This window comes from Streptomyces sp. NPDC030296, assembly GCF_055572815.1.
Genome location: NZ_JBVICQ010000004.1, coordinates 188914 through 212652 on the forward strand (window position 1 = coordinate 188914; position 23739 = coordinate 212652).

The following is a 23739-nucleotide window of genomic DNA, read 5'->3' on the forward strand; positions in this document are numbered from 1 at the left end:
CCTGTATGGTGGGCCGGGTGTCTGCCACTCTCGCCCCGTCACCGGTCCGCCGTACGCCCCCGTCGACGGCCCCCCGCCGCCGCACCCGCCTCCTCGCCCTCCCCGAGGCGCGCTGGGCCCTGGCGTCGACCGTCGCCTTCCTCATCGCCTTCCCGCTGGACCTCGCCGGCGCCTCCGCCTGGCTGTACGGCCCGCTCTACGTCGTCGCGTACGCGGCCGGCGGCTGGGAGCCCGCGCTCGAAGGGCTGCGGGCGCTGCGTGAGAAGAGCCTCGACGTCGATCTGCTGATGATCGTCGCGGCGCTCGGCGCCGCCGCGATCGGCCAGGTCCTCGACGGCGCCCTCCTGATCGTCATCTTCGCCACCTCCGGCGCCCTGGAGGCCCTCGCCACCGCCCGTACCGCCGACTCCGTACGCGGCCTGCTCGACCTCGCGCCCACCACGGCCACCCGGCTGTCACCGGACGGCACCGAGGAGACCGTGCCGACCGACCGGCTCGCCGTCGGCGACACGGTGCTGGTCCGCCCCGGCGAACGCATCGGCGCCGACGGCCGGGTCCTGGAGGGCGAGAGCGAGGCCGACCAGGCGACCATCACCGGTGAACCCCTGCCCGTGCCCAAGGCGCCGGGCGACGAGGTCTTCGCCGGCACCCTCAACGGCAACGGCGCGCTGCGCGTCCGCGTGGAACGCGACCCCGCCGACTCCGTCATCGCCCGCATCGTCGGCCTCGTCGAGGAGGCGTCCCGCACCAAGGCGCCCACCCAGCTGTTCATCGAGAAGGTCGAACAGCGGTACGCCGTCGGAGTCGTCGTCGCGACCCTCGCCGTCTTCGGCATCCCGCTGGCCTTCGGCGAGGACCTCACCGAGGCCCTGCTCCGGGCCATGACCTTCATGATCGTCGCCTCGCCCTGCGCGGTCGTGCTGGCCACCATGCCGCCACTGCTCTCCGCCATCGCCAACGCCGGCCGGCACGGCGTCCTCGTCAAGTCGGCCGTCGCCATGGAGCGGTTGGGCGAGGTCGACGTCACCGCGCTCGACAAGACCGGCACCCTCACCGAGGGCACGCCCGAGGTCACCGCCGTACGGCCGCTGCCGGGCTCCGGGCTCGACGAGGACGGGCTGCTGGCGCTGGCCGCGGCCGCCGAGCACCCGAGCGAGCACCCGCTGGCCCGCGCGGTGGTCGCCGCCGCCGGTGCGCGAGGGCTGCGCCCGGCCACCGCCGAGGAGTTCGTGGCCACGCCGGGGCGGGGCGTGCGCGCCACTGTCGAGGGGTCCGTGGTCACCGTGGGCCGACCGGACGAGTACGGCGCCTCCGACGGCGAAGCCCTCGACGGTGACGTCACCGGCGGCGACCTCGTCGGCCGTCAGGATTCCGGAGGGACGACCGTTCTCGTCGCGCGGGACGGGGTCGCCGTCGGACTGCTGACCCTCACGGACCGTGTGCGTCACGACGCGTCCGCCGCCGTCGCGGGGCTCACCGCGGTGACCGGCAGCGCGCCCGTGCTGCTGACCGGGGACAATCCGCGGACCGCCGCCCGGGTGGCCGCCGACACCGGGATCACCGACGTCCGGGCCGGGCTGCTGCCCCAGGACAAGGTGACGGCCGTACGGGAGCTGCAGGGCGGCGAGGGCCGCAAGGTGCTGTTCGTCGGCGACGGGGTCAACGACGCGCCCGCGCTGGCCGCCGCGCACTCCGGGGTGGCGATGGGCCGGGCCGGGTCCGACCTGGCGCTGGAGACGGCGGACGCGGTGGTCGTGCGGGACGAGCTGGTCGCGATCCCGGCGGTGGTGCGGTTGTCGCGGGCGGCCCGGCGGCTGGTGGTGCAGAACCTGGTGATCGCGGGGGTGTGCATCGCCGTGCTGGTGGTGTGGGACCTGGTGGGGCATCTGCCGTTGCCGCTCGGCGTCGCCGGGCACGAGGGATCCACCGTGATCGTGGGCCTCAACGGGCTGCGGCTGCTGCGGGAGAGCGCCTGGCGACGGGCCGTCGGGTAGCCGCACCCGACGGGGGCCACCCGACGGGGGCGTCCGCGGCTCGTCCCGTGGTGCGGCCGTCCCCCGAGGCCCATGGCCGTGCCGAGGTCGCCCCCACCTCGATGTCGGATTCTCGCCAGCCCGGCCCCCTCCCGTGCTCGATGCTTGAGCCATGCGGAACGGGATGTACAGGGACGTGGAGCGGTGTGTGCGGGCCGTGCAGTCGAAGGACGCGCGGTTCGACGGGTGGGTGTTCACCGCCGTGCTGACCACGCGGATCTACTGCCGGCCGAGCTGTCCCGCGGTGCCGCCGAAGCCGCGGAACATGACGTTCTATCCGAGCGCGGCGGCCTGCCAGCAGGCCGGGTACCGGGCGTGCAAGCGGTGCCGGCCCGACACGAGCCCGGGATCACCGGAATGGGACCAGCGGGCCGACCTCGTGGCCCGGGCGATGCGGCTCGTGGCGGACGGCGTCGTCGACCGGGAGGGTGTGCCGGGGCTGGCCCGGCGGCTCGGGTACAGCACCCGGCAGGTCGAGCGGCAGCTGCTGGCGGAGCTGGGGGCGGGGCCGCTGGCCCTCGCCCGGGCGCAGCGGGCGCAGACCGCGCGGCTGCTGATCGAGACCACCGCGCTGCCCATGGCGGAGATCGCGTTCGCCGCCGGCTTCGCCTCGATCCGGACGTTCAACGACACCGTGCGGGAGGTGTTCGCGCTCTCACCCAGCGAGCTGCGGGACCGGGCCGCGAAGCGGGCCGGGATCCCGGTCGTGGCGCCCGGCGGCCCCGCCGGGACACCGGGTGTCCTGGCCCTGCGGCTCCCCTTCCGGGCCCCGCTCAACCCCGACAACCTCTTCGGGCACCTCGCCGCGACCGCCGTGCCCGGCGTGGAGGAGTGGCGCGACGGCGCGTACCGGCGCACGCTCCGGCTGCCGTACGGACACGGCATCGTCGGCCTCACCCCGCGCCCCGACCACATCGCCTGCCGGCTCACCCTCAGCGACCTGCGCGACCTGCCCGTCGCCATCAGCCGCTGCCGCCGCATGCTGGACCTCGACGCCGACCCGGTCGCGGTGGACGAGCAGTTGCGGGAGGACCCGGTGCTGGCGCCGCTGGTCGACAAGGCGCCCGGCCGCCGGGTGCCGCGCACCGTAGACGAGGCCGAGTTCGCCGTACGGGCGGTGCTCGGCCAGCAGGTCTCCACGGCCGCCGCCCGCACCCACGCGGGCCGCCTGGTCCTCGCCCACGGCGACCCCGTCGACGACCCCGAGGGCGGCCTCACCCATCTCTTCCCCTCACCCGAGGCGCTCGCCGCCGTCGACCCCGCGACCCTGGCGATGCCCCGCACCCGCCGGGCGACCCTCACCACGCTCGTCGGCCGGCTCGCCGGGGGCGAGCTGCACCTGGGGGTGGACAGCGACTGGGCAGAGACCCGCGCCCGCCTCCTCGACCTGCCCGGCTTCGGCCCCTGGACCGCCGACGTCATCGCCATGCGCGCCCTCGGCGACCCCGACGCCTTCCTCCCCACCGACCTCGGCGTCCGGCGCGCCGCCTCGGAACTGGGCCTGCCGTCCACCCCGGCCGCGCTCACCGCCCGCGCTGCGGCCTGGCGGCCCTGGCGGGCGTACGCCGTCCAGTACCTGTGGGCGACGGACAGCCACCCCATCAACTTCCTTCCCGCATGAGCCCTTTGAAGGACACGGCATGAAGCAGCACACAGTGACCGACAGCCCCTACGGCCCCCTCACCCTCGTCGCCGACGACGGCGTGCTCTGCGGCCTCTACATGACCGGGCAGCGCCACCGCCCGCCGCAGGAGCACTTCGGCCCGCGCGACGACACCCTCCTCGCCGACGCGAAGGAGCAGCTGGCCGCCTACTTCGCGGGCGAGCTGCGGCAGTTCACCCTCACACTGCGTCTGCACGGCACCCCGTTCCAGCGCGGCGTGTGGGAGCAGCTCGCACGGATCCCCTTCGGGGAGACCCGCTCGTACGGCGAACTCGCCGACTCCTTGGGCAGTCCCAAGGCGTCCCGGGCGGTCGGCCTCGCCAACGGCAAGAACCCCGTCGGGATCATCGTGCCCTGCCATCGCGTGGTCGGCTCCGACGGCAGCCTCACCGGGTACGGCGGTGGCCTGGACCGCAAGCGGCGCCTGCTCGACTTCGAACAGGGCACAGCGCTGTTCTGATCGCCCGCCGCCGGCCGCCCGGCTCCCGGCCGCTCAGCCGTCCACGGCACCGACCCTGCGCAGCAGTTCCGGCAGCGCGGTGCCGATCGGATCTCGTACGACCTCGTCGGCCAGCTCGTCGTACGGAGTGGGCTCGGCGTTCACGATGATCAGCCGGGCCCCGTGGTCGGCGGCGACCCCGGCGAGCCCGGCGGCGGGCTGCACCTGGAGGCTGGTGCCGACGGCTATGAACACCTCGCACGCCTTCGCGACGGAGACGGCCTCGCCGAGCACCACCGGGTCGAGGCGCTCACCGAACATCACCGTCGCCGACTTCAGCACGCCCCCGCACTCCAGGCACGGCGGGTCGTCCTCACCGGCGTCGAGACGGGCGAGCGCGTCCTCCATCGGCGTACGGGCATGACACTCGGTGCACACCACGGACCGGGCCGTGCCGTGCAGTTCGAGGACCTTGCGGGCCGGCATCCCGGCCAGCTGGTGGAGCCCGTCCACGTTCTGCGTGATCACCCGTACCGGCACCCCGGACCGCTCCAGCTCGGCGATCGCCAGGTGGGCCGCGTTCGGCTCGGCGTTCAGCGTCTCGCTCTCCCGCCGCATCCGCCACGAGCGTCGGCGGATCTCCGGATCACCCATGTAGTACTCGTACGTCACCAGCTTCTCGGCCTCCGGGTCCGTACGCCACAGCCCGTTCGGACCGCGGTAGTCGGGGATACCGGAGTCGGTGGAGACACCGGCGCCGCTGAGCAGGGCGACGAGGGGCTTCTTCATGGGGCCGAGGGTAGGTCGCCCGGCAGCGCGGGACCAGCGGATATCGGAGTGCGCCCAGGGCGCCAAGGGCCAAGGGGCCGCTGGAGCCGGGGCGGTCAGGGGGCGGGGATGCCGTAGGCGCGGTCGTAGTGCTGGGCGACCAGGACGCCGGAGTGGTCGTAGGCGAGCTGCCAGTCGTTGACGCCGGTCTCCACGCCGTCGGTGAAGTGCCACAGCAGCCGGCCGCGGGCGGCGTCGATGGCGTAGAAGCCGTTCCTGTTCTTGTAGGCGGGCACATAGACCGCGCTCGGCCCGGTGGTCACCGGCAGGCCGCCGTTGAGCGGCGGGGTGGGGCAGAACCAGCGCCGGGAGCCGGTCGCGGCGTTGAAGGCGTGGACGCCGGAGGGGTTGGTGGCGGTGACGTACACGGTGTTGCCGTAGACGCCGAGGGAGGCGAACTGGCCGTCGTCGGGGCTCACCCGCCAGCGCACCTTGCCCGTGGCGAGGTTGAGGGCCTTGAGTTCCTGGCCGATGGCGAACACGGTCCGGTCGAGGACGGCGAGACCCGGCCGGAGGTCGTAGCCGACGGGGTGCCGCCACAGGACGCCGGAGCCGTCGGTGTCGCGGGCCGTCACATTGCGCAGGCCGTCGGCGTAGACGAAGTAGCCGGGGACGATCACCGGGGCCAGTCGGATGCCGACGTCCTCCGGGCTGATGGGGATGACCTCGGCGCGGCGGCGCGCGAGGTCGACGCCGAAGACGGTGTCCGTGGACGTCGCGACGCCCTGCTCCTCGGACTCCCGCTGGAGCCGGACGCCGATGACGGAGATGTAGCGGGCGTCGACGACACCGAGCAGCGTGGTGAACCGGAAGTCCGGTCCGAAGTCGATGGTGAACCGCTCCGAGCCGTCGGCCGGGTCCACGCCGATCACCGTCGAGCCCTCGCCCAGCGCGACCGCCGCGCCGAAGGTCAGCACCACCGGGGTGGGGGACTGGCTGATGCCGCGGTAGACCCACTTGGGCCGGGTGCCGTTCTTGAGGTCGAGACTGAGCAGGTCACCCGGCCGGGTCTTCACCAGGGCCGCCCCCTTGTGGAACACGGCCGGCGCCTGGAGCAGCGGGTCGCCCCGGTACACCCAGAGCGGCTCGGGGGCCGGGCCGAGCGGCGTCGTCCTCCGCCCGGCGGGCTTGTCCCGCCGGGACAGGAACACGGCACCCCCGATGGCGGCCGCGGTGGTGGAGGCGGCCGACGCGGCGAGCACCGTACGCCGGGACGGTCCCGACCGTTCGGGCACCCGGCGATGACCGGGCGAGCTCCCGCGATAGGGCTCCGGCTGCCCGGGGGAGCCGCCGGGGTGGGCGCCGGGAGCCTCGGCGCCGGGCGACTCGACGGTGTCCGCCACCCCGTCCGGGTGGGCGGAGTGGTCACAGCCCTCCGCCGCGCACGGCACCGGCGTCGCGGAGGCGTACGGGGCGGGCTCGCAAGCGTAGGGCGCCGGATCGGACGCGTACGCGGACCGGCCCGAGGTGGACGGCGCCGGGGCGGGACCGTACGGTGCCCGGCCCTCGGCGTGGGGCGCCCGGTCCTGCTCCTGGACGCCGCCCGCCGCGTCCCGGCGATGGGGGGACGGCTCGGGGACGTCCCAGGACACTGGGCCGGGGCGGACGTCGTCCGGCGCGGTGGCGAACGTCGCGACGGCCGCCACGCGCAGGGCGATCGAGGCGGTCACCGACGGCGGCAGCCAGCCGTCGCCCGTCACCTGCTCCACCCCGCCCGGCGCGCAGGCGGCGGCCAGCTTGTCCGGAGTGATCCGCAGCCGCGGGTCCTTGGTGAGACAGAGACTGATGATCTTGTCGAGCGGGTCCGGTACGCCCGACAGATCGGGCTCGCTGTGCACGACCTGGTAGAGGAGCGTGGCCGCCGCCGTCCCGCTGAACGGGGCGTGTCCGGACGCGGCGTACGTGAGCACGGACCCTAGGGAGAAGACGTCGCCCTCGGGGCCCAGTGGCTCGCCCGTGGCCTGCTCGGGACACATGTACTCGAAGGACCCGAACAGCGCTCCCGAGCGGGTGAGGTCGTAGCCGTCGGTGGCGCGGACGATGCCGAAGTCGATGACCCGCGGACCGTCGGCCGCCAGCAGGACGTTGGACGGCTTCAGATCGCGGTGCACCAGCCCGGCCGCCTGCACCGAGATCAGCGCCTCGGCGATCCCGGCGCCCAGCGCCAGCACAGACTCCACCGGCAGCGGCCCGTGCTCCAGGACGGCCTCGGCCAGGGTGGGGCCGGCGATGTAGTCGGTGGCCAGCCACGGGATCGGGCCGTCCGGGTCGGCGTCCACCACGGGCGCCGTGTACCGGCCGCCCAGGGCCCCCGCCGCCTCCACCTCGCGCCGGAAACGAATCCGGAAGTTCCGGTCGCCCACCAGCTCGGGGCGGATGGCCTTGACCGCGACGAACCGCCCCTGGGGGGAGCGCGCCAGGTAGACCCGCCCCATCCCGCCCGCGCCGAGCCGGGCCGCGAGCCGGTGGGGACCCAGTACCTCGGGATCGTCAGGGTCAAGTGGTTCCATGACCTCAGCTGCCTGTTCTCGGTCAAGCCGGGCGGGAAACGGCCCGCGCGGGTGGGGGGAGACCGGCGTGTCCGGGGGATCCCGTACGACCGCTCCCCAGAGCCCCGCAATCCTGCCGAAGCCGCGGCCCGCGCCCGGGATGCCGGTCCAGGGATCCCGAGTGCCGCCCCGGTACCGGAGCGGGCGAGCGCAGGGCGATCGCTCGGACGGGGTCTGCGGTCAGCCTAGAGGCTGGAGTGACCAGTGGGCAGCGTTTTCAGCCAACGCTTTAATTTTCATCAACGATGGCGGACACCTTTTCACCATCCGTACAAGGGCACTTGACCGTAGGTCAGCTGACTCCTGTCAATGGCCGACCCCCGCGACAGCGGGTAGCCGTGGCGCATTGTCGACGGTCCTCAGCCGACCCGGATCCCGTTCTCCAACTCCACCGGACCGGTGCCGTCCGCCAGCGCGTCGAGCGCGGCGAGCACACGGCGACCCAGAGCCTCCGGCAGGTACCCGGTCAGTTCGGCCCGCGGCACGAGCCGCCACGACAGCAACTCCTCCTCCTGCAACCGGATGCGGGACAGCTCGCCCTCACCGATCACCCCGCCGTCGTACAGGTACGCCACCAGCGGCGGCCGCCCCACGCCGTGCACCCAGTCCACGGCGAGCAACCGCCCGGGCTCGATGTCGAGGCCGATCTCCTCGGCGGTCTCGCGCCGCGCGCCCTGCCGGGGCGTCTCCCCGTCGTCCGACTCGATCGTCCCGCCCGGCAACGCCCACCCCTCGCGGTAGTTGGGCTCCACGAGCAGGACCCGCCCCTCGGCGTCACGGAGGATCGCGGCGGCGCCGGCGAGGACCTTCGGGAGGCTCGCGATGTACGCGGCGAAGTCTTGAGTGGTCATCCAGGAAGGGTAGACGGCGCCCACCCTCACACCGAGGTCCGCGCCAACCGCACCGTCCGCTCCGCGAGTTCGCTGATCCGCACCCCGTCGAAGCCGAACACGGCGCTGCGCACGGTGTCCTCCAGCGGGTCCTTCCACCGGTCCGGGATCGCCGCCGCCCCGCACAGCACCCCCGCCACCGAACCGGCGGTCGCGCCGTTCGAGTCGGTGTCCAGGCCGCCGCGCACGGTCAGCGCGACGGTGCGGGTGAAGTCACCGTCGCCGTACAGGAGCCCGGCGGTGATCACCGCCGCGTTCGGGATCGTGTGGATCCAGTGCGCCCCCGCGGTCTCCTCCGCCACCGTCGTGAGCGTGTCGTCCCAGGTCATCCCCGTCTCGTGCAGCGAGGCGACCCGCCGCACGGTCCGCGCGAGCCGGCTGCTCGCCGGGATCACCGTCAGCGCCTGCTCCACGGCCTCGCGCACGGTGCCCGCCGTGAACGCCGCCGAGACCAGCGCCGCCGCCCACATCGCCCCGTACACGCCGTTGCCGGTGTGCGACAGGACCGCGTCACGGCGGGCCAGCGAGGCCGCGCGCCGGGGCGCGCCCGGGCTGGTCCAGCCGTGGACGTCGGCGCGGATGAGGGCACCGATCCACTCCTGGTACGGATTGTCGTACGTGGCGGTCAACGGGGGCTTCAGACCATTGGCCAGATTGCGGTAGGCCGCCCGCTCCGCCGTGAACGTCTGGAGATACGGCAACCGCAGCAGCCACAGATCGCCGACCTGCTCGGTGGTGAAGTCGAAACCGTGCGTCTCCAGCAGGTGCAGCCCGAGGACCGCGTAGTCGACGTCGTCGTCGCGGCAACTGCCGTGGACGCGGCCGCGCACGCACTCCCGCCACTCGGGACGCAGTGCGAGCCGGTCGCCCTCGTCGGCCGGCTCCGGCAGGTAGTCGGTGAGGGGCAGCGCGTCGGCGCGGCGCAGATAGCGGTCGATGCGCTCCCGCGTCCAGTGGTCGCCCTGCTCGACCGGCTTGCCGAGCATGTTGCCCGCGATCCGGCCCAGCCAGCCTCCGAGTACACGGTCGGCGAGTTCGCTGCCCACAGGGGTCATGGCTGAAGGTCTACCCAATTCCGCGGATCGGCGCTCGGTGAACGGGCGGGTACGCGGCGTGTCGCGCTCGATGGGCGGGACGGGGCATGACGGAGCCGCCCCGGTGAGGTTAAGGTCACAGCGGCGCGACTGCCCTGACATGCGCAAGGCCCGATGAGCGAGGGGAACGCAAGGTGGCGAACGCCGCAGTGGACGGGACCGACACCGGCACGGCGACCCCGCGGGTGTTGATCGCCGCGGACAAGTTCAAGGGCACGCTCACCGCCGTCCAGGTCGCCGCGCGGGTGACGGCGGGCCTGCGCCGGGTCCTGCCGGACCTGGAGGTCGAGGCGCTGCCGGTGGCCGACGGGGGAGACGGCACGGTGGCCGCCGCGGTCGCCGCCGGATTCACCCGCCACGAGGTACGGGTGACCGGCCCGCTGGGCGAGCCCGTGACCGCCGCGTACGCGCTGCGCGGCGACACCGCCGTGGTCGAGATGGCCGAGGCGAGCGGGTTGCAGCTGCTGCCCGCGGGGGTCTTCGCGCCGCTCACCGCCTCCACGTACGGCTCCGGGGAGCTGTTGCGTGCCGCGCTCGACGCGGGTGCCCGCACGATCGTGTTCGGGGTGGGCGGCAGCGCCACGACGGACGGCGGCGCGGGCATGCTCGCCGCCCTGGGCGCGCGCTTCCTGGACGCGGCGGGCGAGCCCGTCGGGCCGGGCGGTGGCGGACTGCGGGACCTGGTGACGGCGGACCTGTCGGACCTGGACCCCAGGTTCGCCTCGGTCGACCTCGTCCTGGCGAGCGACGTCGACAACCCGCTGACGGGCCCCAAGGGGGCGCCCGCGGTGTACGGCCCGCAGAAGGGCGCGAGCCCCGCGGACGTGGCGGTTCTCGACGCGGCGCTCGCCCACTTCGCGGCCGTTCTGGAGAAGTCGCTCGGCGGCCGGGCCGCCGAGCACGCGCTCGCCCCCGGCGCGGGCGCCGCGGGCGGCATCGGCTACGGCGCCCTCGTCCTCGGCGCCCGCTTCCGCCCCGGCATCGAGGTGATGCTCGACGTCCTGGGCTTCGCGCGGGCGCTGGAGGAGGCCACGCTGGTGATCACCGGCGAGGGCTCCCTGGACGAGCAGACGCTGCACGGCAAAGCGCCCGCGGGGGTCGCCGCGGCCGCGCGGGCCGCGGGCAAGGAGGTCGTGGCGGTCTGCGGCCGCCTGGCCCTGCCCCCGGAGGCGCTGGGCCGCGCCGGCATCCGCAGGGCGTACCCGCTGACGGAGGTCGAGCCGGACGTGGCCCGCTGCCTCGCCGACCCGGGCCCGATCCTGGAGCGGGTGGCCGAGGGAATCGCCCGGGACTTCCTGACCTGATCGGTCAGGGGCAGCTCGATGCTCGGACCGGATGAACTGGACCACCGACCCGAACTCCGCCCAGTCGCTCAGCGAGTCGCCCAGCTCGGTCTTGTACTGGGGCGGGCAGGGCGCCGGGATGGTGCGGGGCACCAGGACCGATGGCTGCTGGGCCGGGTTCGTGTGGCACGGGTCGTCCATCTGCCTCGGGCGGATCGACCTGCCGGAGCCCTGGAGATCACAGGATGAAGACGTCGTAACCGGCCTGCGCCAGATCCTTTGAACGCGAAACAGGTGTGGCCCGAGCCGGGAGGGCTCGGGCCACACCTGTCGGTGCTGCTGTGGGTCAGGGCAGCTGGGCCGCCCGCGCCTCGCGCCGGTTGTCGCGGAAGGTGTTCACCCGGCGGGCCGTGGCGAACAGCGGGATGACCGCGCCCATGACGAGCTGCAGGGCGCAGCCGGCCTGGAGCAGGAACTGCCCGCCGGGGGCCGCGAAGGCCCAGGCCGCCAGGAGCCCCATGGACAGGACGATCCAGGAGAGCATCGCGACCGCGAGGACACCCCGCGGCTTCGGGTACTCGACCCGGCTCACCATCAGCCACGCCGTGCCGAGGATCGCCAGGAGCGTCGCCTCGAAGGGCAGCTCCAGCAGCACGATCGACACCACGGTCAGCGCGCCGAACGGCGACGGCATGCCCTGGAAGGTGCCGTCCTTCACGGTCACGCAGGAGAATCTGGCGAGCCTCAGCACCACCGCCAGAAGCACGACGATCGCACCCACCGCGGCCACCCGCTGGTGCGCGTCGTTCGCGACCATGCCGTAGACGAGGACGAAGTACGCGGGCGCCAGACCGAAGCTGATCAGGTCGGAGAGGTTGTCCAGCTCCGCGCCCATCGGCGAGGAGCGGAGCTTGCGCGCCACCAGCCCGTCGAACAGGTCGAAGATGGCCGCGCAGAGCATCAGGATGACCGCCGTGGCCGCGCTGTGGCGGGCCATGCCCGTCTCCTGGCTGCCCGTGATGTGCGGGATGAGGATGCCCGTGGTGGTGAAGTACACCGCCATGAAGCCGCACGTCGCGTTGCCCAGCGTCAGCGTGTCCGCTATCGACAGGCGCAGCGACAGCGGCATCTCCTCCGCGTCGTCCTCCGTCTCGTCGACGTCCGGCATCCAGTCGGTCGCCGGGCCGGTCTTCCCGGCCTGTGTATCAGGATCAATCACGGTCAATGCGAGTCACCCCAGCCACGGTCTTCTGACCCACCTCGACGTCGACCTCCACGCCCTCGGGCAGGTAGATGTCGACCCGCGAACCGAAGCGGATCAGCCCGATCCGGTCACCCTGCTCGACCTTGGTGCCCTCGGGAACGTACGGAACGATGCGGCGAGCCACGGCGCCGGCGATCTGGATCATCTCGATGTCACCGAGTTCGGTGTCGAAGTGCCAGACGACGCGCTCGTTGTTCTCGCTCTCCTTGTTGAACGCCGGGACGAACCCGCCCGGGATGTGCTCGACGGACGTCACCGTGCCGGAGAGCGGCGCGCGGTTCACATGCACGTTGAGCGGGCTCATGAAGATCGCGACGCGGGTCCGGCCGTCCTTCCACGGCATGATGCTCTGCACCACTCCGTCGGCGGGCGAGATGACCCGGCCCTGGGCGATCTCACGCTCGGGGTCGCGGAAGAACCACAGCATGCCCGCCGCCAGCGCGGTGGCGGGTACGGCCACGGCCCGCGCGGCGCCGGAGCGGCGCGAGCGGGCGAGGCTGAGTGCTGCGGTGGCGACGGTCGGGAGAAGCCACGGCGATGCTCCGCGCGCGAGCCGTACGCCAGCGAGGCTGTCGCGAGGTGCAGAGGTTTGGCTGTGGGGCATGGATGACCTTCGTAGCGGATGATGCCGCGCGGTGACAGGGGACGGCGGCTTTCCGGGGATCGTACCGGTCGCGGCCCGCAACTGGGCAAGCCAGGAAGCCGAGTCGGCGGCCGAACACTGCTGACGGGGTGTGATCTTCTTCTCGAAGAAAACACCCCGAACCAGACATTCGACCCTGGACTAGCCCTGGAATCGATACTCCTCGAGTAGCCGGCGACCGATGATCATTTTCTGGATTTCGGCGGTACCTTCACCGATGAGCAGCATCGGGGCCTCCCTGTAGAGGCGCTCGATCTCGTACTCCTTGGAGAAGCCGTAGCCGCCGTGGATCCGGAAAGCGTCCTCGACGACTTCTTTGCAGTATTCGGAGGCGAGGTACTTCGCCATCCCTGCTTCGAGGTCGTTTCGTTCGCCCGAGTCCTTTTTGCGTGCTGCGTTCACCATCATGGCATGAGCGGCCTCGACCTTGGTAGCCATCTCGGCCAGCTTGAACTGGATGGCCTGGTGCTGGGCGATCTGCTTGCCGAAGGTGTGGCGCTGCTGGGCGTACTGCACACCCAGCTCGAATGCACGCTGCGCGACACCGCAGCCACGCGCCGCCACATTCACGCGGCCCACCTCGACACCGTCCATCATTTGGTAAAACCCTCGGCCGGTGACGCCGCCGAGTACACGATTGGCCGGAATGCGCAGTCCGTCCATGATGAGTTCGGTCGTGTCGACGCCCTTGTAGCCCATCTTGTCGATCTTCCCGGGAATGGTGAGGCCGGGCCGGACCTCTCCGAAGCCGGGCTCCTTCTCGACCAGGAAGGTCGTCATCGACTTGTGGGGTGCCGTGCCCTCGGGGTGTCCTTCGTCACTTCGGACGAGAACGGCGACGAGGGTTGACGTCCCGCCGTTCGTCAGCCACATCTTCTGACCGTTCAGGACGTACTCGTCGCCGTCCTTGACCGCCTTCGATGTGATCGCCGACACATCCGAGCCGAGCCCCGGCTCCGACATCGAGAAGGCACCGCGGACGTCGCCGGCCGCCATCCGCGGCAGGAAGTACTCCTTCTGCTCCTCGGTGCCGTGCTGCTTGAGCATGTACGCCACGATGAAGTGCGTGTTGATGATCCCGGACACGGACATCCAGCCGCGGGCGATCTCCTCCACGCACAGCGCGTAGGTGAGGAGGGACTCGCCCAGACCGCCGTACTCCTCGGGGATCATCAGACCGAACAGACCCAGCTCCTTGAGTCCGTCGACGATCGCTTGCGGGTACTCGTCGCGGTGCTCCAGCTCGGTCGCGACCGGGATGATCTCCTTGTCCACGAAGTCGCGGACGGTGGAGAGGATCTCCCGCTGGATGTCCGTGAGGCCGTGGGTCTGGGCGAGTCGCGCCATGGCTACTTCTCCTGTGCCTTCAGCTCCGGGCGGCCGGGCTGCTCGCCGCCGCGCTCCTTGATGTACGTCTCGGTGGGCACCATCACCTTGCGGCGGAAGACGCACACGAGGGTGCCGTCCTGCTTGTAGCCCTTGGTCTCGACATGGACGATGCCGCGGTCGTTCTTCGACTTCGACGGCCACTTGTCCAGCACCGTCGTCTCGCCGTAGATCGTGTCGCCGTGGAAGGTCGGCGCCACGTGCCGCAGCGACTCGATCTCCAGGTTCGCGATCGCCTTGCCGGAGACGTCCGGGACGGACATGCCGAGCAGCAGCGAGTAGACGTAGTTGCCGACGACGACGTTCTTGCCGAAGTCCGTCGTGCTCTCGGCGTAGTTCGCGTCCATGTGGAGCGGGTGGTGGTTCATGGTGAGGAGACAGAAGAGGTGGTCGTCGTACTCCGTGACCGTCTTCCCGGGCCAGTGCTTGTAGACCGCCCCGACCTCGAACTCCTCGTACGTGCGTCCGAACTGCATCGCGCTCAGGCCTCCGGGATCTCGAACTTGGACGTGCGCTGCATGCCCGCCGCACGGCCCTTGCCGGAGATGACCAGCGCCATCTTGCGGCTGGCCTCGTCGATCATCTCGTCGCCGAGCATCGCGGAGCCCTTCTTGCCGCCCGCCTCGGACGTGTAGTAGTCGTACGCGTCCAGGATCAGCTCCGCGTGGTCGTAGTCCTCCTGCGACGGCGAGAAGATCTCGTTGGACGCCTCGACCTGGCCCGGGTGCAGCACCCACTTGCCGTCGAACCCGAGGGCCGCGGCGCGCTGTGCGACCTCGCGGTAGCCGTCGATGTTGCGGATCTGGAGGTAGGGGCCGTCGATCGCCTGGAGGTTGTTGGCGCGGGCGGCCATCAGGATCTTCATCAGGATGTAGTGGTAGGCGTCCGCCGGGTAGCCGGGCGGCTGCTCGCCCACGACCAGCGACTTCATGTTGATCGACGCCATGAAGTCGGCCGGACCGAAGATGATCGTCTCGACGCGCGGAGAGGCCTGCGCGATCTCGTTGACGTTGTTGAGGCCCTGCGCGTTCTCGATCTGCGCCTCGATGCCGATCTTGCCGACCTCGAAGCCCATCGTCTTCTCGATCTGGGTGAGCAGCAGGTCCAGCGCGACGACCTGCTGGGCCGTCTGCACCTTCGGCAGCATGATGCAGTCGAGGTTCTGGCCGGCCCCCTCGACCACGGTGACGACATCGCGGTACGTCCACTCCGTCGTCCAGTCGTTGACCCGCACGACCCGCGTCTTGCCGGTCCAGTCGCCCTCGTTGAGGAACTTGACGATGGTGTGCCGCGCCTCGGGCTTGGCGAGCGGGGCGCACGCGTCCTCCAGGTCGAGGAACACCTGGTCCGCCGGGAGGCCCTGCGCCTTCTCCAGGAAGCGGGGGTTGCTTCCCGGTACCGCGAGACACGAGCGGCGGGGACGCAGACGGTTGACGGTCATGCGGGGACCTCCAGGGGGTCGAGCTTGTTGGCCTTGCGGATCTCGTCGACGATACGGCCGATGATCCCGGTGATGTCGAAGTCCTTCGGGGTGAACACGGCGGCCACTCCGGCGGCCCTGAGCTGCTCGGCGTCGGCGTTCGGGATGATCCCGCCGGCGATCACCGGGATGTCGGTCGCGCCGGCGTCCCGCAGCCGCTCCAGGACGTCCGGGACGAGCTGCGCGTGCGAGCCGGAGAGGATGGACAGCCCCACCGCGTGCACGTCCTCGGCGAGGGCCGCGTCCACGATCTGCTCGGGGGTGAGCCGGATGCCCTGGTAGACCACCTCGAACCCGGCGTCACGGGCCCGCACGGCGATCTGCTCGGCCCCGTTGGAATGCCCGTCCAGGCCCGGCTTGCCGACCAGGAAGCGGAGCTTGCCCACACCGAGGTCCCGCGCGGTCAGCTCCACCTTGCGGCGCACCCCGGACAGGGCCGAGCCCTCCTCGGCCGCCACCGCCACCGGGGCGGAGGAGACACCGGTCGGGGCGCGGAACTCCCCGAACACCTCACGGAGGGCACCGGCCCACTCGCCGGTCGTGACCCCGGCGCGGGCGCACTCCAGGGTGGCCTCCATGAGGTTGTCCGTGCCCTTCGCGGCCTCCTTCAGCCGCTCCAGCGCCTTGCACGGGCGCGGGTGGTTGAAGGGCGGCTGGTAGCGCGTGTCCCGCCAGTGCTGGAGCGAGGCGATGACACGGGCCTCGACGGCCGGGTCGACCGTCTGGATCGCCGTGTCCAGGTCGGCGGTCAGCGGGTTCGGCTCGGTCGTCTCGAAGATGTTGACGCCGACGATCTTCTCCTGGCCGGACTCGATCCGCGCCCGGCGCTCGGCGTGCGAGGCGACGAGCTGCGACTTCAGATAGCCGGACTCGACGGCGGCCATCGCGCCGCCCATCTCCTGGATCCGCTCGATCTCGGTGAGCGACTCCTCCACCAGCGCGGCGACCTTCGCCTCGATGACATGGGAGCCCTCGAAGATGTCCGCGTACTCCAGCAGGTCGCTCTCGTGGGCGAGGACCTGCTGGATGCGCAGCGACCACTGCTGGTCCCACGGCCGGGGCAGGCCCAGCGCCTCGTTCCAGGCGGGCAGCTGCACGGCACGCGCGCGTGCGTCCTTGGAGAGGGTCACGGCCAGCATCTCCAGCACGATCCGCTGGACGTTGTTCTCCGGCTGCGCCTCGGTCAGCCCGAGCGAGTTGACCTGGACGCCGTACCGGAAACGGCGCTGCTTGGGGTTCTCGATGCCGTACCGCTCGCGCGTGATCTTGTCCCAGATCCGCCCGAACGCCCGCATCTTGCACATCTCCTCGATGAAGCGGACGCCCGCGTTCACGAAGAAGGAGATACGGGCCACGACGTCCCCGAACTTCTCCTCGGGAACCTGCCCCGAGTCGCGCACGGCGTCGAGAACCGCGATCGCGGTGGACATCGCGTACGCGATCTCCTGGACCGGTGTGGCGCCCGCCTCCTGCAGGTGGTAGCTGCAGATGTTGATCGGGTTCCACTTCGGGATGTGGGAGACCGTGTAAGCGATCATGTCCGTCGTCAGCCGGAGTGAGGGCCCCGGCGGGAAGACATGGGTTCCCCGCGACAGGTATTCCTTGACGATGTCGTTCTGGGTCGTGCCCTGGAGCTGGGTGATGTCCGCACCCTGCTCCTCGGCGACGACCTGGTAGAGCGCCAGCAGCCACATGGCGGTGGCGTTGATGGTCATCGAGGTGTTCATCTGCTCCAGGGGTATGTCCTGGAACAGCCGGCGCATGTCACCGAGGTGCGCGACCGGCACGCCCACCCGGCCGACCTCGCCGCGGGCGAGGATGTGGTCGGAGTCGTACCCGGTCTGCGTCGGCAGGTCGAACGCCACCGACAGACCGGTCTGGCCCTTGGCGAGGTTGCGCCGGTACAGCTCGTTGGACGCCTCCGCCGTGGAGTGGCCGGCGTACGTGCGCATCAGCCACGGCCGGTCCTTCTGGCGCTCAGTCATCTGTGCTCCCGGATGTCTCAGATGTTGCGGAAGCGGTTGATGGCGTCGATGTGCTGGTCCCGCTTGGCCTGGTCGCGCACGCCCAGGCCCTCCTCGGGGGCGAGGCAGAGCACGCCGACCTTGCCCTGGTGGAGGTTGCGGTGCACGTCGTAGGCGGCCTGGCCGGTGTCCTCCAGGGAGTACACCTTCGACAGGGTCGGGTGGATCTTGCCCTTCGCGATGAGCCGGTTGGCCTCCCAGGCCTCGCGGTAGTTGGCGAAGTGCGAGCCGATGATCCGCTTCAGGGACATCCACAGGTAGCGGTTGTCGTACTCGTGCATGTAGCCCGAGGTCGACGCGCAGGTGGTGATGGTGCCGCCCTTGCGGGTGACGTAGACGGAGGCGCCGAAGGTCTCGCGGCCGGGGTGCTCGAAGACGATGTCGATGTCCTCGCCGCCGGTGAGTTCGCGGATGCGCTTGCCGAAGCGCTTCCACTCCTTGGGGTCCTGGGTGGACTCGTCCTTCCAGAACTTGTAGCCCTCGGCGTTGCGGTCGATGATCGCCTCGGCGCCCATGGACCGGCAGATCTCCGCCTTCTGCGGCGAGGAGACGACACAGATCGGGTTGGCGCCGCCGGCGAGCGCGAACTGCGTGGCGTAGGAGCCGAGTCCGCCGCTCGCGCCCCAGATCAGGACGTTGTCGCCCTGCTTCATGGCGGCGCCGTTGCGGGAGACGAGCTGCCGGTAGGCGGTGGAGTTGACCAGGCCCGGCGCGGCGGCCTCCTCCCAGCTGAGGTGGTCCGGCTTCGGCATCAGCTGGTTGGACTTGACCAGCGCGATCTCGGCGAGACCGCCGAAGTTGGTCTCGAAGCCCCAGATGCGCTGCTCGGGGTCGAGCATGGTGTCGTTGTGGCCGTCGCTGGACTCCAGCTCGACGGACAGGCAGTGCGCGACGACCTCGTCACCGGGCTTCCAGGCGTTGACGCCGGGGCCGGTGCGCAGGACGACGCCCGCGAGGTCGGAGCCGATGATGTGGTACGGCAGGTCGTGGCGCTTGGTCAGCTCGCTGAGCCGGCCGTAGCGCTCCAGGAAGCCGAACGTCGACAGCGGTTCGAAGATCGACGTCCACACCGAGTTGTAGTTGACCGACGAGGCCATGACGGCCACCAGGGCCTCGCCCGGGCCGAGCTCGGGCAGGGGGACCTCGTCGAGGTGGATCGACTTGCGGGGGTCCTTGTCGCGGGTCTCGAGGCCCGCGAACATCTCCGTCTCGTCCTTGTGCACGGTGATCGCGCGGTACGACTCGGGGAGCGGCAGAGCGGCGAAGTCGGCGGACGTGGACTCCGGCGACTGGATCGCGTCCAGGATTTCCTTCACGGTGGTGCCTCCGGCGACGAGCGTCCGAGGGAAGACGCTGTTGAGGGTTACGTCGGGGTGCTGCTGATCTGTCTGGGTGATGCCGTCGGTTCGGCGGAGGGGTGGTGCTCTCGGCGGCGCTTTGTGGCGCGGAAGGGTGCCTGTGACGCAGGCGTCCGGACGCGCGGGCACGTGGCTCGCGGGGACAGTCGGCGTACGGAGTTCTCTGTTCGCCGGCCGCCCGGACACCATCAACGTATGGCACGCCGTGTCACCTCGCAAGGCACCGAGTGCCAGAAAGTTCGCTCAGGTGAAATCTTTACGTAACAGTTGAGCGATGATCGATCAGAGGGGGTCGTAAAAGGGCCTCTGACATGCCAAAACGGCCACCCGATGGGGTGGCCGTCATCACAGTTACCGATGAGTAAAGAGGGGCTCCGAAGACCCGCGGGAGCCGTCAACGGTCCCGGAGGGCCTCCTCGATCGTGCGCATGACCTCGTCCAGGGGGGCGTCCGTGCGGGCCACGGTCACCAGGACCTCGCCGTGGGTGGACGCCGTCGCGGCGGCCGGCTCCGGGCTCATGGAACGGCCCGCGCCGATGCCGGTGCCGAAGGTCTTGCGGACGATGGCGAACGCGTGGTCGAGCTGGGTCTCCACGTCGCCCTGACCGCCGGAGCGCAGCCAGCGGCGCAGGACGTGGTTGTGGGCGGTGACGACCGCCGACGCGGCCACCTCGGCGAGCAGCGGGTCGTCGTTGCCGTCGTCGACATGGGCGTGCTCGTCGAAGTGGCCCAGCAGGTAACGGGTGAAGAGGCGCTCGTAGCGGGCGACGGACGCGATCTCCGCCTCCCGCAGGGTGGGGACCTCACGGGTCAGCTTGTAGCGGGCGACCGAGATCTCCGGCCGCGCCGCGTACATCTTCATGACTTCCTTGATGCCCCGGCACACCGTGTCGAGCGGGTGCTCGTGCGCCGGTGCCGCGTTGAGCACGGCCTCCGCGCGGATCAGGGTGTCGTCGTGGTCCGGGAAGATCGCCTCTTCCTTGGAGCGGAAGTGGCGGAAGAAGGTGCGGCGGGCGACACCGGCCGCCGCCGCGATCTCGTCGACGGTGGTCGCCTCGTACCCCTTGGTCGAGAACAGCTCCATGGCCGCGGCCGCCAGTTCCCGGCGCATCTTGAGCCGTTGGGCGGCGGCACGACTGCCCGCGGCACTCTCCGGCGCGTCGGGCGTAGCTGGTGTACGTGAGGACTTGGCGGGCTGGGACATGCCCCGAACGTACTGCATCCGCGCAGGAGAGTGCGCAGGTCCACCGATCCCCCTGCCCCGCGCGGGCGGGGGAGTACGGGTGCCGGAGGGCACGGACCGGCCGCCCGGGGAGAGCAGTCCGCCCCAGTCCGTGCCCTCGTGGAACCAGTCGCCCGGCCGCTCAGCGCTTGGCATATTCGCGGAAGCCGCGGCCGGTCTTGCGGCCGAGGCAGCCCGCGGCCACCAGGTGCTCCAGCAGCGGCGCGGGGGCGAGCCCCGGGTCGCGGAACTCGCGGTGCAGGACCTTCTCGATGGCCAGCGAGACGTCCAGCCCCACCACGTCCAGCAGTTCGAACGGACCCATCGGGTAGCCGCCGCCCAGCCTCATCGCCGCGTCGATGTCGTCCAGCGTCGCGTAGTGCTCCTGCACCATCTTGATCGCGTTGTTCAGGTACGGGAACAGCAGGGCGTTCACGATGAATCCGGCCCGGTCGCCGCAGTCCACCGGGTGCTTGCGAATGGCGCCGCACAGCTCGCGGACGGTGGCGTGGACGTCCTCGGCGGTCAGGACCGTGCGGACCACCTCGACCAGTTTCATCGCCGGCGCCGGGTTGAAGAAGTGCATCCCGATCACGTCCTGCGGGCGCGAGGTCGCGCGGGCGCAGGCCACGACGGGCAGCGAGGACGTGGTGGTGGCGAGGATCGCCCCCGGCTTGCAGACCTTGTCGAAGGTCGCGAACAGCTGCCGCTTGACCTCCAGGTCCTCCGCCACCGCCTCCAGCGCCAGATCGACGTCCGCGAACGCGTCGTACGAGCCCGCAGGGGTGATCCGGTCCAGGGTCTCGGCGGCGGCCTCGACCGTCATCCGGCCCTTGTCCACCGACCGCGAAAGCGACTTGCCGATACGGGCCTTGGCGGCCTGTGCCTTCTCCTCGGTGCGCGCGGCCAGGACGACCTCGTAGCCGGCCTTGGCGAACACCTCGGCGATCCCGGACGCCATGGTCCCGGAGCCCGCCACACCGACCGAGCGGACCGTGCGCCCGGGCACCGTGGCGACCCCCTCCAGCGGCGTCAGAGCGTCCCGCACGACGGTGGCCGAGCCGGGCGCCTCGTAGGTGTAGAAGCCGCGCCCCGACTTGCGGCCCGTCAGGCCCGCCTCGCTGAGCTGCTTGAGGATCGGCGCCGGCGCGTGCAGCCGGTCGTGCGAGGCCGCGTACATGGCGTCCAGGACCGTACGGGCGGTGTCGACGCCGATCAGGTCGAGCAGCGCCAGCGGGCCCATCGGCAGACCGCAGCCGAGCCGCATCGCCGCGTCGATGTCCTCGCGGGAGGCGTACTTGGCCTCGTACATCGCGGCGGCCTGGTTGAGGTAGCCGAACAGCAGCCCGTCGGCGACGAATCCGGGCCGGTCGCCGACCGCGACGGGCTCCTTGCCCAGGTCGAGCGCGAGGTTCGTGACGGCGGTGACCGCCTGCGGCGCGGTCAGCACCGAGGAGACCACCTCGACCAGCTTCATCGCGGGCGCCGGGTTGAAGAAGTGCAGCCCCAGCACCCGCTCCGGGTGCGCGGAGTCGGCGGCCAGCCGGGTGACCGAGAGCGCGTTGGTGCCCGTGGCGAGCACCGTCTCGGGACGCACGATCGCGTCCAGCTCCCGGAAGACCTGCTGCTTGATGTCGTACGACTCGGGGACGACCTCGATCACCAGGTCGGCGTCGGCCGCGGCCCGCAGGTCGGTGAAGGTGCGGAAGCGGGCGAGGGCGTCACCGCGTTCCCGCTCGGTGATCCGCCCGCGTGCCACGGCACGCTCCGTCGAGGACTCCAGCGCCGTGACGGCACGGGCGGCGGCCGCCTCGCTGATGTCGATGCCGATGACCTCGCGGCCGGCCCGGGTCAGCACCTCGGCGATGCCGGTGCCCATGGTGCCGAGGCCGATGACGGCGATCGTGGTGAGAGGGGACTGCGGGGACAGGGGCGAGTCGGAAACGGGAGTGGCCATCGCGGGACTCCAGGGATGAGGGTGACGACTGAGGAAGCGCCCGGGTGCGCCGACGAGGGCGCGACCAGCGCGTGGAGTGCGGGTGCTGCCGGGCTGCGAGCGCACACGCCCGGTGCCGCCGCCGTGGGCGTGCACACGCCCAGGGGGAACGGCTGAACCGACCGGCCCTGTCCCGAGGCCGAGTCGCACTGCGGTACTGCGCGTACCGAACCGACTGCGCTCACGACGGCCGCGTCACCAGACCGTCGAAGCGAATACGAGTGGGTCACTCGCTCGTCTGAGCTTAACCGGTGGGTAACGAGCGCGCCAGCCCCCGTCTTTGTGATGTAGGTCCCTGAAGGGAAGCCCCGCCCGTAATCTCGACGGTATGGACGAAGCGTTGCGATCGCTCACGGAGCGTGTGCGGAACGAGTCGGGCGGATCGGCCGGCTGCGAACGGCTCCTCGCCATCGAGGACACCGACGAGCTGGCCTCCGTGCTCACCGAGCCCGGACAGCCCTTGTGGGCCCGCGAGGTCGCCGCCTTCCGGCTCGGGGTGGCGAGGGACCGGCGGGCCTTCGAGGCGCTCGTCCTGCTCCTCAACCACCGCGACCCGCCCCGCTGCGCCTCGGCCGCACACGCCCTGGCCCGGCTCGGCGACCCGCGCACCGCCCGCGCGGCCGCCGCGCTCGCCACCAACGAGCTGCGCGTCGCCTACGCCCTGCACCCGGTCCGGCTGCTCGTCGAGCTCCGCGCGCCCGAGGCCGTGCCCGCGCTGATCACCACCCTCGAACGCCGGCTCACCCCGCACGACCCCTACCGCCGGGTGGCCCTCGCGTGCGTGGAGGGCCTCGGGGCGCTGGGCGACACCCGGGCCAGACGGGTCCTCAGCGAGGCGCTCGCCCACCCGGCGCTGGCGGAGGCCGCGGTGCGCGCCCTGGCGAGGATCCCGAGACAGCGCTGACGCCCGGGGGTGCCGCCGCCCCCGGCGGGCGCTGACCGGAGGGGGAGACGCACCCGCGTGCGGATCGGCGGGGGCATGGCGTCACGCGCTTGCCCGGACCGGTCAGGGAGTGTGCTCGCCGGGCTCCAGCCGGAGGGCGTACCGCAGTTCCGGTATCTCCACCCCGTCCACCTCGAACGGTTCCTCGGCGCCGTCCGGCGCGAAGCCGTGGTGCTCGTAGAAACGGCGGGCCCGGGCGTTCTCCTTGAGCACCCACAGGAACACCCGGGGGTACCCGGCGGCCCGGCAGCGGTCGAGCGAGGTCCGCAGCAGCGCACCGCCGACGCCGCCGCCGAGACGGCCCGGCCGTACGTAGATCGCGTACAACTCGGCGTCCCCGGTGCGGATGTCGCCGTCCCGGTACGGCCCGTACGCCGCCCAGCCGAGCACCTCCCCGGCGCGCTCGGCGACCAGGTTCACCACCGGGTTGCCTGCCTTGAGGAGCGTCCCGCGCCGCTTCTCGGCGTCCTCGGCCACGTCCAGCCCGTCGAGGTACGCCTGCGGGACGAGCCCCGCGTAGGCCGTGCGCCAGCCGCCGACCCGGATCTCGGCGACGGCACGGCAGTCGGTCAGCGCCATGTGCCGGACACGGAGGTCATGAAGATCATCCATGAGGGCACCTTAGGTGTGCGCCGGCTGGAGGT

Annotated in this window: 20 protein-coding genes; 6 read left to right on the forward strand and 14 right to left on the reverse strand. The window is 71.6% G+C overall.

The window, feature by feature from the left end; all coding sequences use genetic code 11:
* Positions 1–5 precede the first annotated feature (5 nt).
* From ACZ4Z3_RS12800 to ACZ4Z3_RS12810, 3 genes are all read left to right on the forward strand, one after another.
* Entirely contained in the window at positions 6–1994 is a 1989-nt protein-coding gene (locus tag ACZ4Z3_RS12800; protein ID WP_468501425.1) for a heavy metal translocating P-type ATPase, read from the forward strand.
* A gap of 151 nt (positions 1995–2145) precedes the next feature.
* On the forward strand, positions 2146–3654 hold the full coding sequence (locus ACZ4Z3_RS12805; protein ID WP_468500985.1) for an AlkA N-terminal domain-containing protein: 1509 nt from the start codon (positions 2146–2148) through the stop codon (positions 3652–3654).
* Between the two features lie 19 nt (positions 3655–3673).
* Positions 3674–4156 (forward strand): methylated-DNA--[protein]-cysteine S-methyltransferase, encoded by a 483-nt coding sequence (locus ACZ4Z3_RS12810; protein WP_468500986.1) that lies wholly within the window; start codon positions 3674–3676, stop codon positions 4154–4156.
* Positions 4157–4189: 33 nt separating this feature from the next.
* Here the strand turns inward: ACZ4Z3_RS12810 and ACZ4Z3_RS12815 are convergent, their stop codons facing one another.
* From ACZ4Z3_RS12815 to ACZ4Z3_RS12830, 4 genes are all read right to left on the reverse strand, one after another.
* A complete protein-coding gene (locus tag ACZ4Z3_RS12815) occupies positions 4190–4924 on the reverse strand; it encodes an SIR2 family NAD-dependent protein deacylase (RefSeq protein ID WP_468500987.1) in 735 nt (244 codons plus the stop codon).
* Positions 4925–5019: 95 nt separating this feature from the next.
* Positions 5020–7473 (reverse strand): protein kinase domain-containing protein, encoded by a 2454-nt coding sequence (locus ACZ4Z3_RS12820; RefSeq protein WP_468500988.1) that lies wholly within the window; start codon positions 7471–7473, stop codon positions 5020–5022.
* A gap of 398 nt (positions 7474–7871) precedes the next feature.
* The gene (locus tag ACZ4Z3_RS12825) at positions 7872–8363 is read right to left on the reverse strand and encodes an NUDIX domain-containing protein (protein WP_468500989.1); all 492 of its coding nucleotides are present in this window, start codon (positions 8361–8363) and stop codon (positions 7872–7874) included.
* Positions 8364–8389: 26 nt separating this feature from the next.
* Positions 8390–9457 carry an ADP-ribosylglycohydrolase family protein gene (locus tag ACZ4Z3_RS12830; protein ID WP_468500990.1) on the reverse strand — a complete coding sequence of 356 codons (1068 nt, stop codon included), beginning with the start codon at positions 9455–9457 and terminating at the stop codon, positions 8390–8392.
* A 173-nt stretch (positions 9458–9630) separates the two neighbouring features.
* On the opposite strand from ACZ4Z3_RS12830, the gene ACZ4Z3_RS12835 reads away from it, so the two are divergent.
* Both ACZ4Z3_RS12835 and ACZ4Z3_RS12840 read left to right on the forward strand, forming a co-directional pair.
* On the forward strand, positions 9631–10800 hold the full coding sequence (locus tag ACZ4Z3_RS12835) for a glycerate kinase (RefSeq protein ID WP_468500991.1): 1170 nt from the start codon (positions 9631–9633) through the stop codon (positions 10798–10800).
* Positions 10801–10831: 31 nt separating this feature from the next.
* The gene (locus ACZ4Z3_RS12840) at positions 10832–11062 is read left to right on the forward strand and encodes a hypothetical protein (protein ID WP_468500992.1); all 231 of its coding nucleotides are present in this window, start codon (positions 10832–10834) and stop codon (positions 11060–11062) included.
* 63 nt (positions 11063–11125) lie between these two features.
* On the opposite strand, the gene pssA is transcribed toward ACZ4Z3_RS12840, so the two are convergent.
* The 9 genes from pssA to ACZ4Z3_RS12885 all read right to left on the reverse strand — a co-directional run bounded on the left by pssA (position 11126) and on the right by ACZ4Z3_RS12885 (position 22113).
* Positions 11126–11947 carry a CDP-diacylglycerol--serine O-phosphatidyltransferase gene (pssA, locus tag ACZ4Z3_RS12845; protein ID WP_468501426.1) on the reverse strand — a complete coding sequence of 274 codons (822 nt, stop codon included), beginning with the start codon at positions 11945–11947 and terminating at the stop codon, positions 11126–11128.
* A 43-nt stretch (positions 11948–11990) separates the two neighbouring features.
* Positions 11991–12647 (reverse strand): phosphatidylserine decarboxylase, encoded by a 657-nt coding sequence (locus tag ACZ4Z3_RS12850; protein ID WP_079049686.1) that lies wholly within the window; start codon positions 12645–12647, stop codon positions 11991–11993.
* A 180-nt stretch (positions 12648–12827) separates the two neighbouring features.
* The gene (locus tag ACZ4Z3_RS12855; RefSeq protein WP_468500993.1) at positions 12828–14033 is read right to left on the reverse strand and encodes an acyl-CoA dehydrogenase family protein; all 1206 of its coding nucleotides are present in this window, start codon (positions 14031–14033) and stop codon (positions 12828–12830) included.
* A gap of 2 nt (positions 14034–14035) precedes the next feature.
* On the reverse strand, positions 14036–14548 hold the full coding sequence (locus ACZ4Z3_RS12860; RefSeq protein ID WP_107461406.1) for a MaoC family dehydratase: 513 nt from the start codon (positions 14546–14548) through the stop codon (positions 14036–14038).
* Between the two features lie 5 nt (positions 14549–14553).
* A complete protein-coding gene (locus ACZ4Z3_RS12865; RefSeq protein ID WP_468500994.1) occupies positions 14554–15513 on the reverse strand; it encodes an HpcH/HpaI aldolase/citrate lyase family protein in 960 nt (319 codons plus the stop codon).
* Complete coding sequence (locus ACZ4Z3_RS12870) at positions 15510–17537, reverse strand: protein meaA (RefSeq protein ID WP_468500995.1); 2028 nt, start codon at positions 17535–17537, stop codon at positions 15510–15512. The genes ACZ4Z3_RS12865 and ACZ4Z3_RS12870 overlap by 4 nt, the downstream gene beginning before the upstream one ends.
* A 17-nt stretch (positions 17538–17554) precedes the next feature.
* A complete protein-coding gene (gene ccrA / locus ACZ4Z3_RS12875; RefSeq protein ID WP_055714912.1) occupies positions 17555–18892 on the reverse strand; it encodes a crotonyl-CoA carboxylase/reductase in 1338 nt (445 codons plus the stop codon).
* Between the two features lie 436 nt (positions 18893–19328).
* The gene (locus ACZ4Z3_RS12880; RefSeq protein ID WP_468500996.1) at positions 19329–20138 is read right to left on the reverse strand and encodes a TetR family transcriptional regulator; all 810 of its coding nucleotides are present in this window, start codon (positions 20136–20138) and stop codon (positions 19329–19331) included.
* 160 nt (positions 20139–20298) lie between these two features.
* Positions 20299–22113: a 3-hydroxyacyl-CoA dehydrogenase family protein gene (locus ACZ4Z3_RS12885; protein ID WP_468500997.1), complete on the reverse strand. Its 1815-nt coding sequence runs from the start codon at positions 22111–22113 to the stop codon at positions 20299–20301.
* A gap of 367 nt (positions 22114–22480) precedes the next feature.
* Here ACZ4Z3_RS12885 and ACZ4Z3_RS12890 point away from each other — a divergent pair, with 367 nt between their 5' ends.
* Entirely contained in the window at positions 22481–23056 is a 576-nt protein-coding gene (locus tag ACZ4Z3_RS12890) for an adenylosuccinate lyase (protein ID WP_468500998.1), read from the forward strand.
* A 102-nt stretch (positions 23057–23158) separates the two neighbouring features.
* Here the strand turns inward: ACZ4Z3_RS12890 and ACZ4Z3_RS12895 are convergent, their stop codons facing one another.
* Positions 23159–23707, reverse strand: coding sequence for a GNAT family N-acetyltransferase (locus ACZ4Z3_RS12895; protein WP_468500999.1), 549 nt, complete (start codon positions 23705–23707; stop codon positions 23159–23161).
* Positions 23708–23739 lie beyond the last annotated feature (32 nt).

Bases quoted from the DNA above. Each gene is read 5' to 3' on its own strand.
- ACZ4Z3_RS12800 (WP_468501425.1), top strand. From the start codon at position 6: ATGGTGGGCCGGGTGTCTGCCACTCTCGCCCCGTCACCGGTCCGCCGT.
- ACZ4Z3_RS12805 (WP_468500985.1), top strand. From the start codon at position 2,146: ATGCGGAACGGGATGTACAGGGACGTGGAGCGGTGTGTGCGGGCCGTG.
- ACZ4Z3_RS12810 (WP_468500986.1), top strand. From the start codon at position 3,674: ATGAAGCAGCACACAGTGACCGACAGCCCCTACGGCCCCCTCACCCTC.
- ACZ4Z3_RS12815 (WP_468500987.1), bottom strand. From the start codon at position 4,924: ATGAAGAAGCCCCTCGTCGCCCTGCTCAGCGGCGCCGGTGTCTCCACC.
- ACZ4Z3_RS12820 (WP_468500988.1), bottom strand. From the start codon at position 7,473: ATGGAACCACTTGACCCTGACGATCCCGAGGTACTGGGTCCCCACCGG.
- ACZ4Z3_RS12825 (WP_468500989.1), bottom strand. From the start codon at position 8,363: ATGACCACTCAAGACTTCGCCGCGTACATCGCGAGCCTCCCGAAGGTC.
- ACZ4Z3_RS12830 (WP_468500990.1), bottom strand. From the start codon at position 9,457: ATGACCCCTGTGGGCAGCGAACTCGCCGACCGTGTACTCGGAGGCTGG.
- ACZ4Z3_RS12840 (WP_468500992.1), top strand. From the start codon at position 10,832: ATGAACTGGACCACCGACCCGAACTCCGCCCAGTCGCTCAGCGAGTCG.
- pssA (WP_468501426.1), bottom strand. From the start codon at position 11,947: ATGCCGGACGTCGACGAGACGGAGGACGACGCGGAGGAGATGCCGCTG.
- ACZ4Z3_RS12850 (WP_079049686.1), bottom strand. From the start codon at position 12,647: ATGCCCCACAGCCAAACCTCTGCACCTCGCGACAGCCTCGCTGGCGTA.
- ACZ4Z3_RS12855 (WP_468500993.1), bottom strand. From the start codon at position 14,033: ATGGCGCGACTCGCCCAGACCCACGGCCTCACGGACATCCAGCGGGAG.
- ACZ4Z3_RS12860 (WP_107461406.1), bottom strand. From the start codon at position 14,548: ATGCAGTTCGGACGCACGTACGAGGAGTTCGAGGTCGGGGCGGTCTAC.
- ACZ4Z3_RS12865 (WP_468500994.1), bottom strand. From the start codon at position 15,513: ATGACCGTCAACCGTCTGCGTCCCCGCCGCTCGTGTCTCGCGGTACCG.
- ACZ4Z3_RS12870 (WP_468500995.1), bottom strand. From the start codon at position 17,537: ATGACTGAGCGCCAGAAGGACCGGCCGTGGCTGATGCGCACGTACGCC.
- ACZ4Z3_RS12880 (WP_468500996.1), bottom strand. From the start codon at position 20,138: ATGTCCCAGCCCGCCAAGTCCTCACGTACACCAGCTACGCCCGACGCG.
- ACZ4Z3_RS12885 (WP_468500997.1), bottom strand. From the start codon at position 22,113: ATGGCCACTCCCGTTTCCGACTCGCCCCTGTCCCCGCAGTCCCCTCTC.
- ACZ4Z3_RS12890 (WP_468500998.1), top strand. From the start codon at position 22,481: ATGGACGAAGCGTTGCGATCGCTCACGGAGCGTGTGCGGAACGAGTCG.
- ACZ4Z3_RS12895 (WP_468500999.1), bottom strand. From the start codon at position 23,707: ATGGATGATCTTCATGACCTCCGTGTCCGGCACATGGCGCTGACCGAC.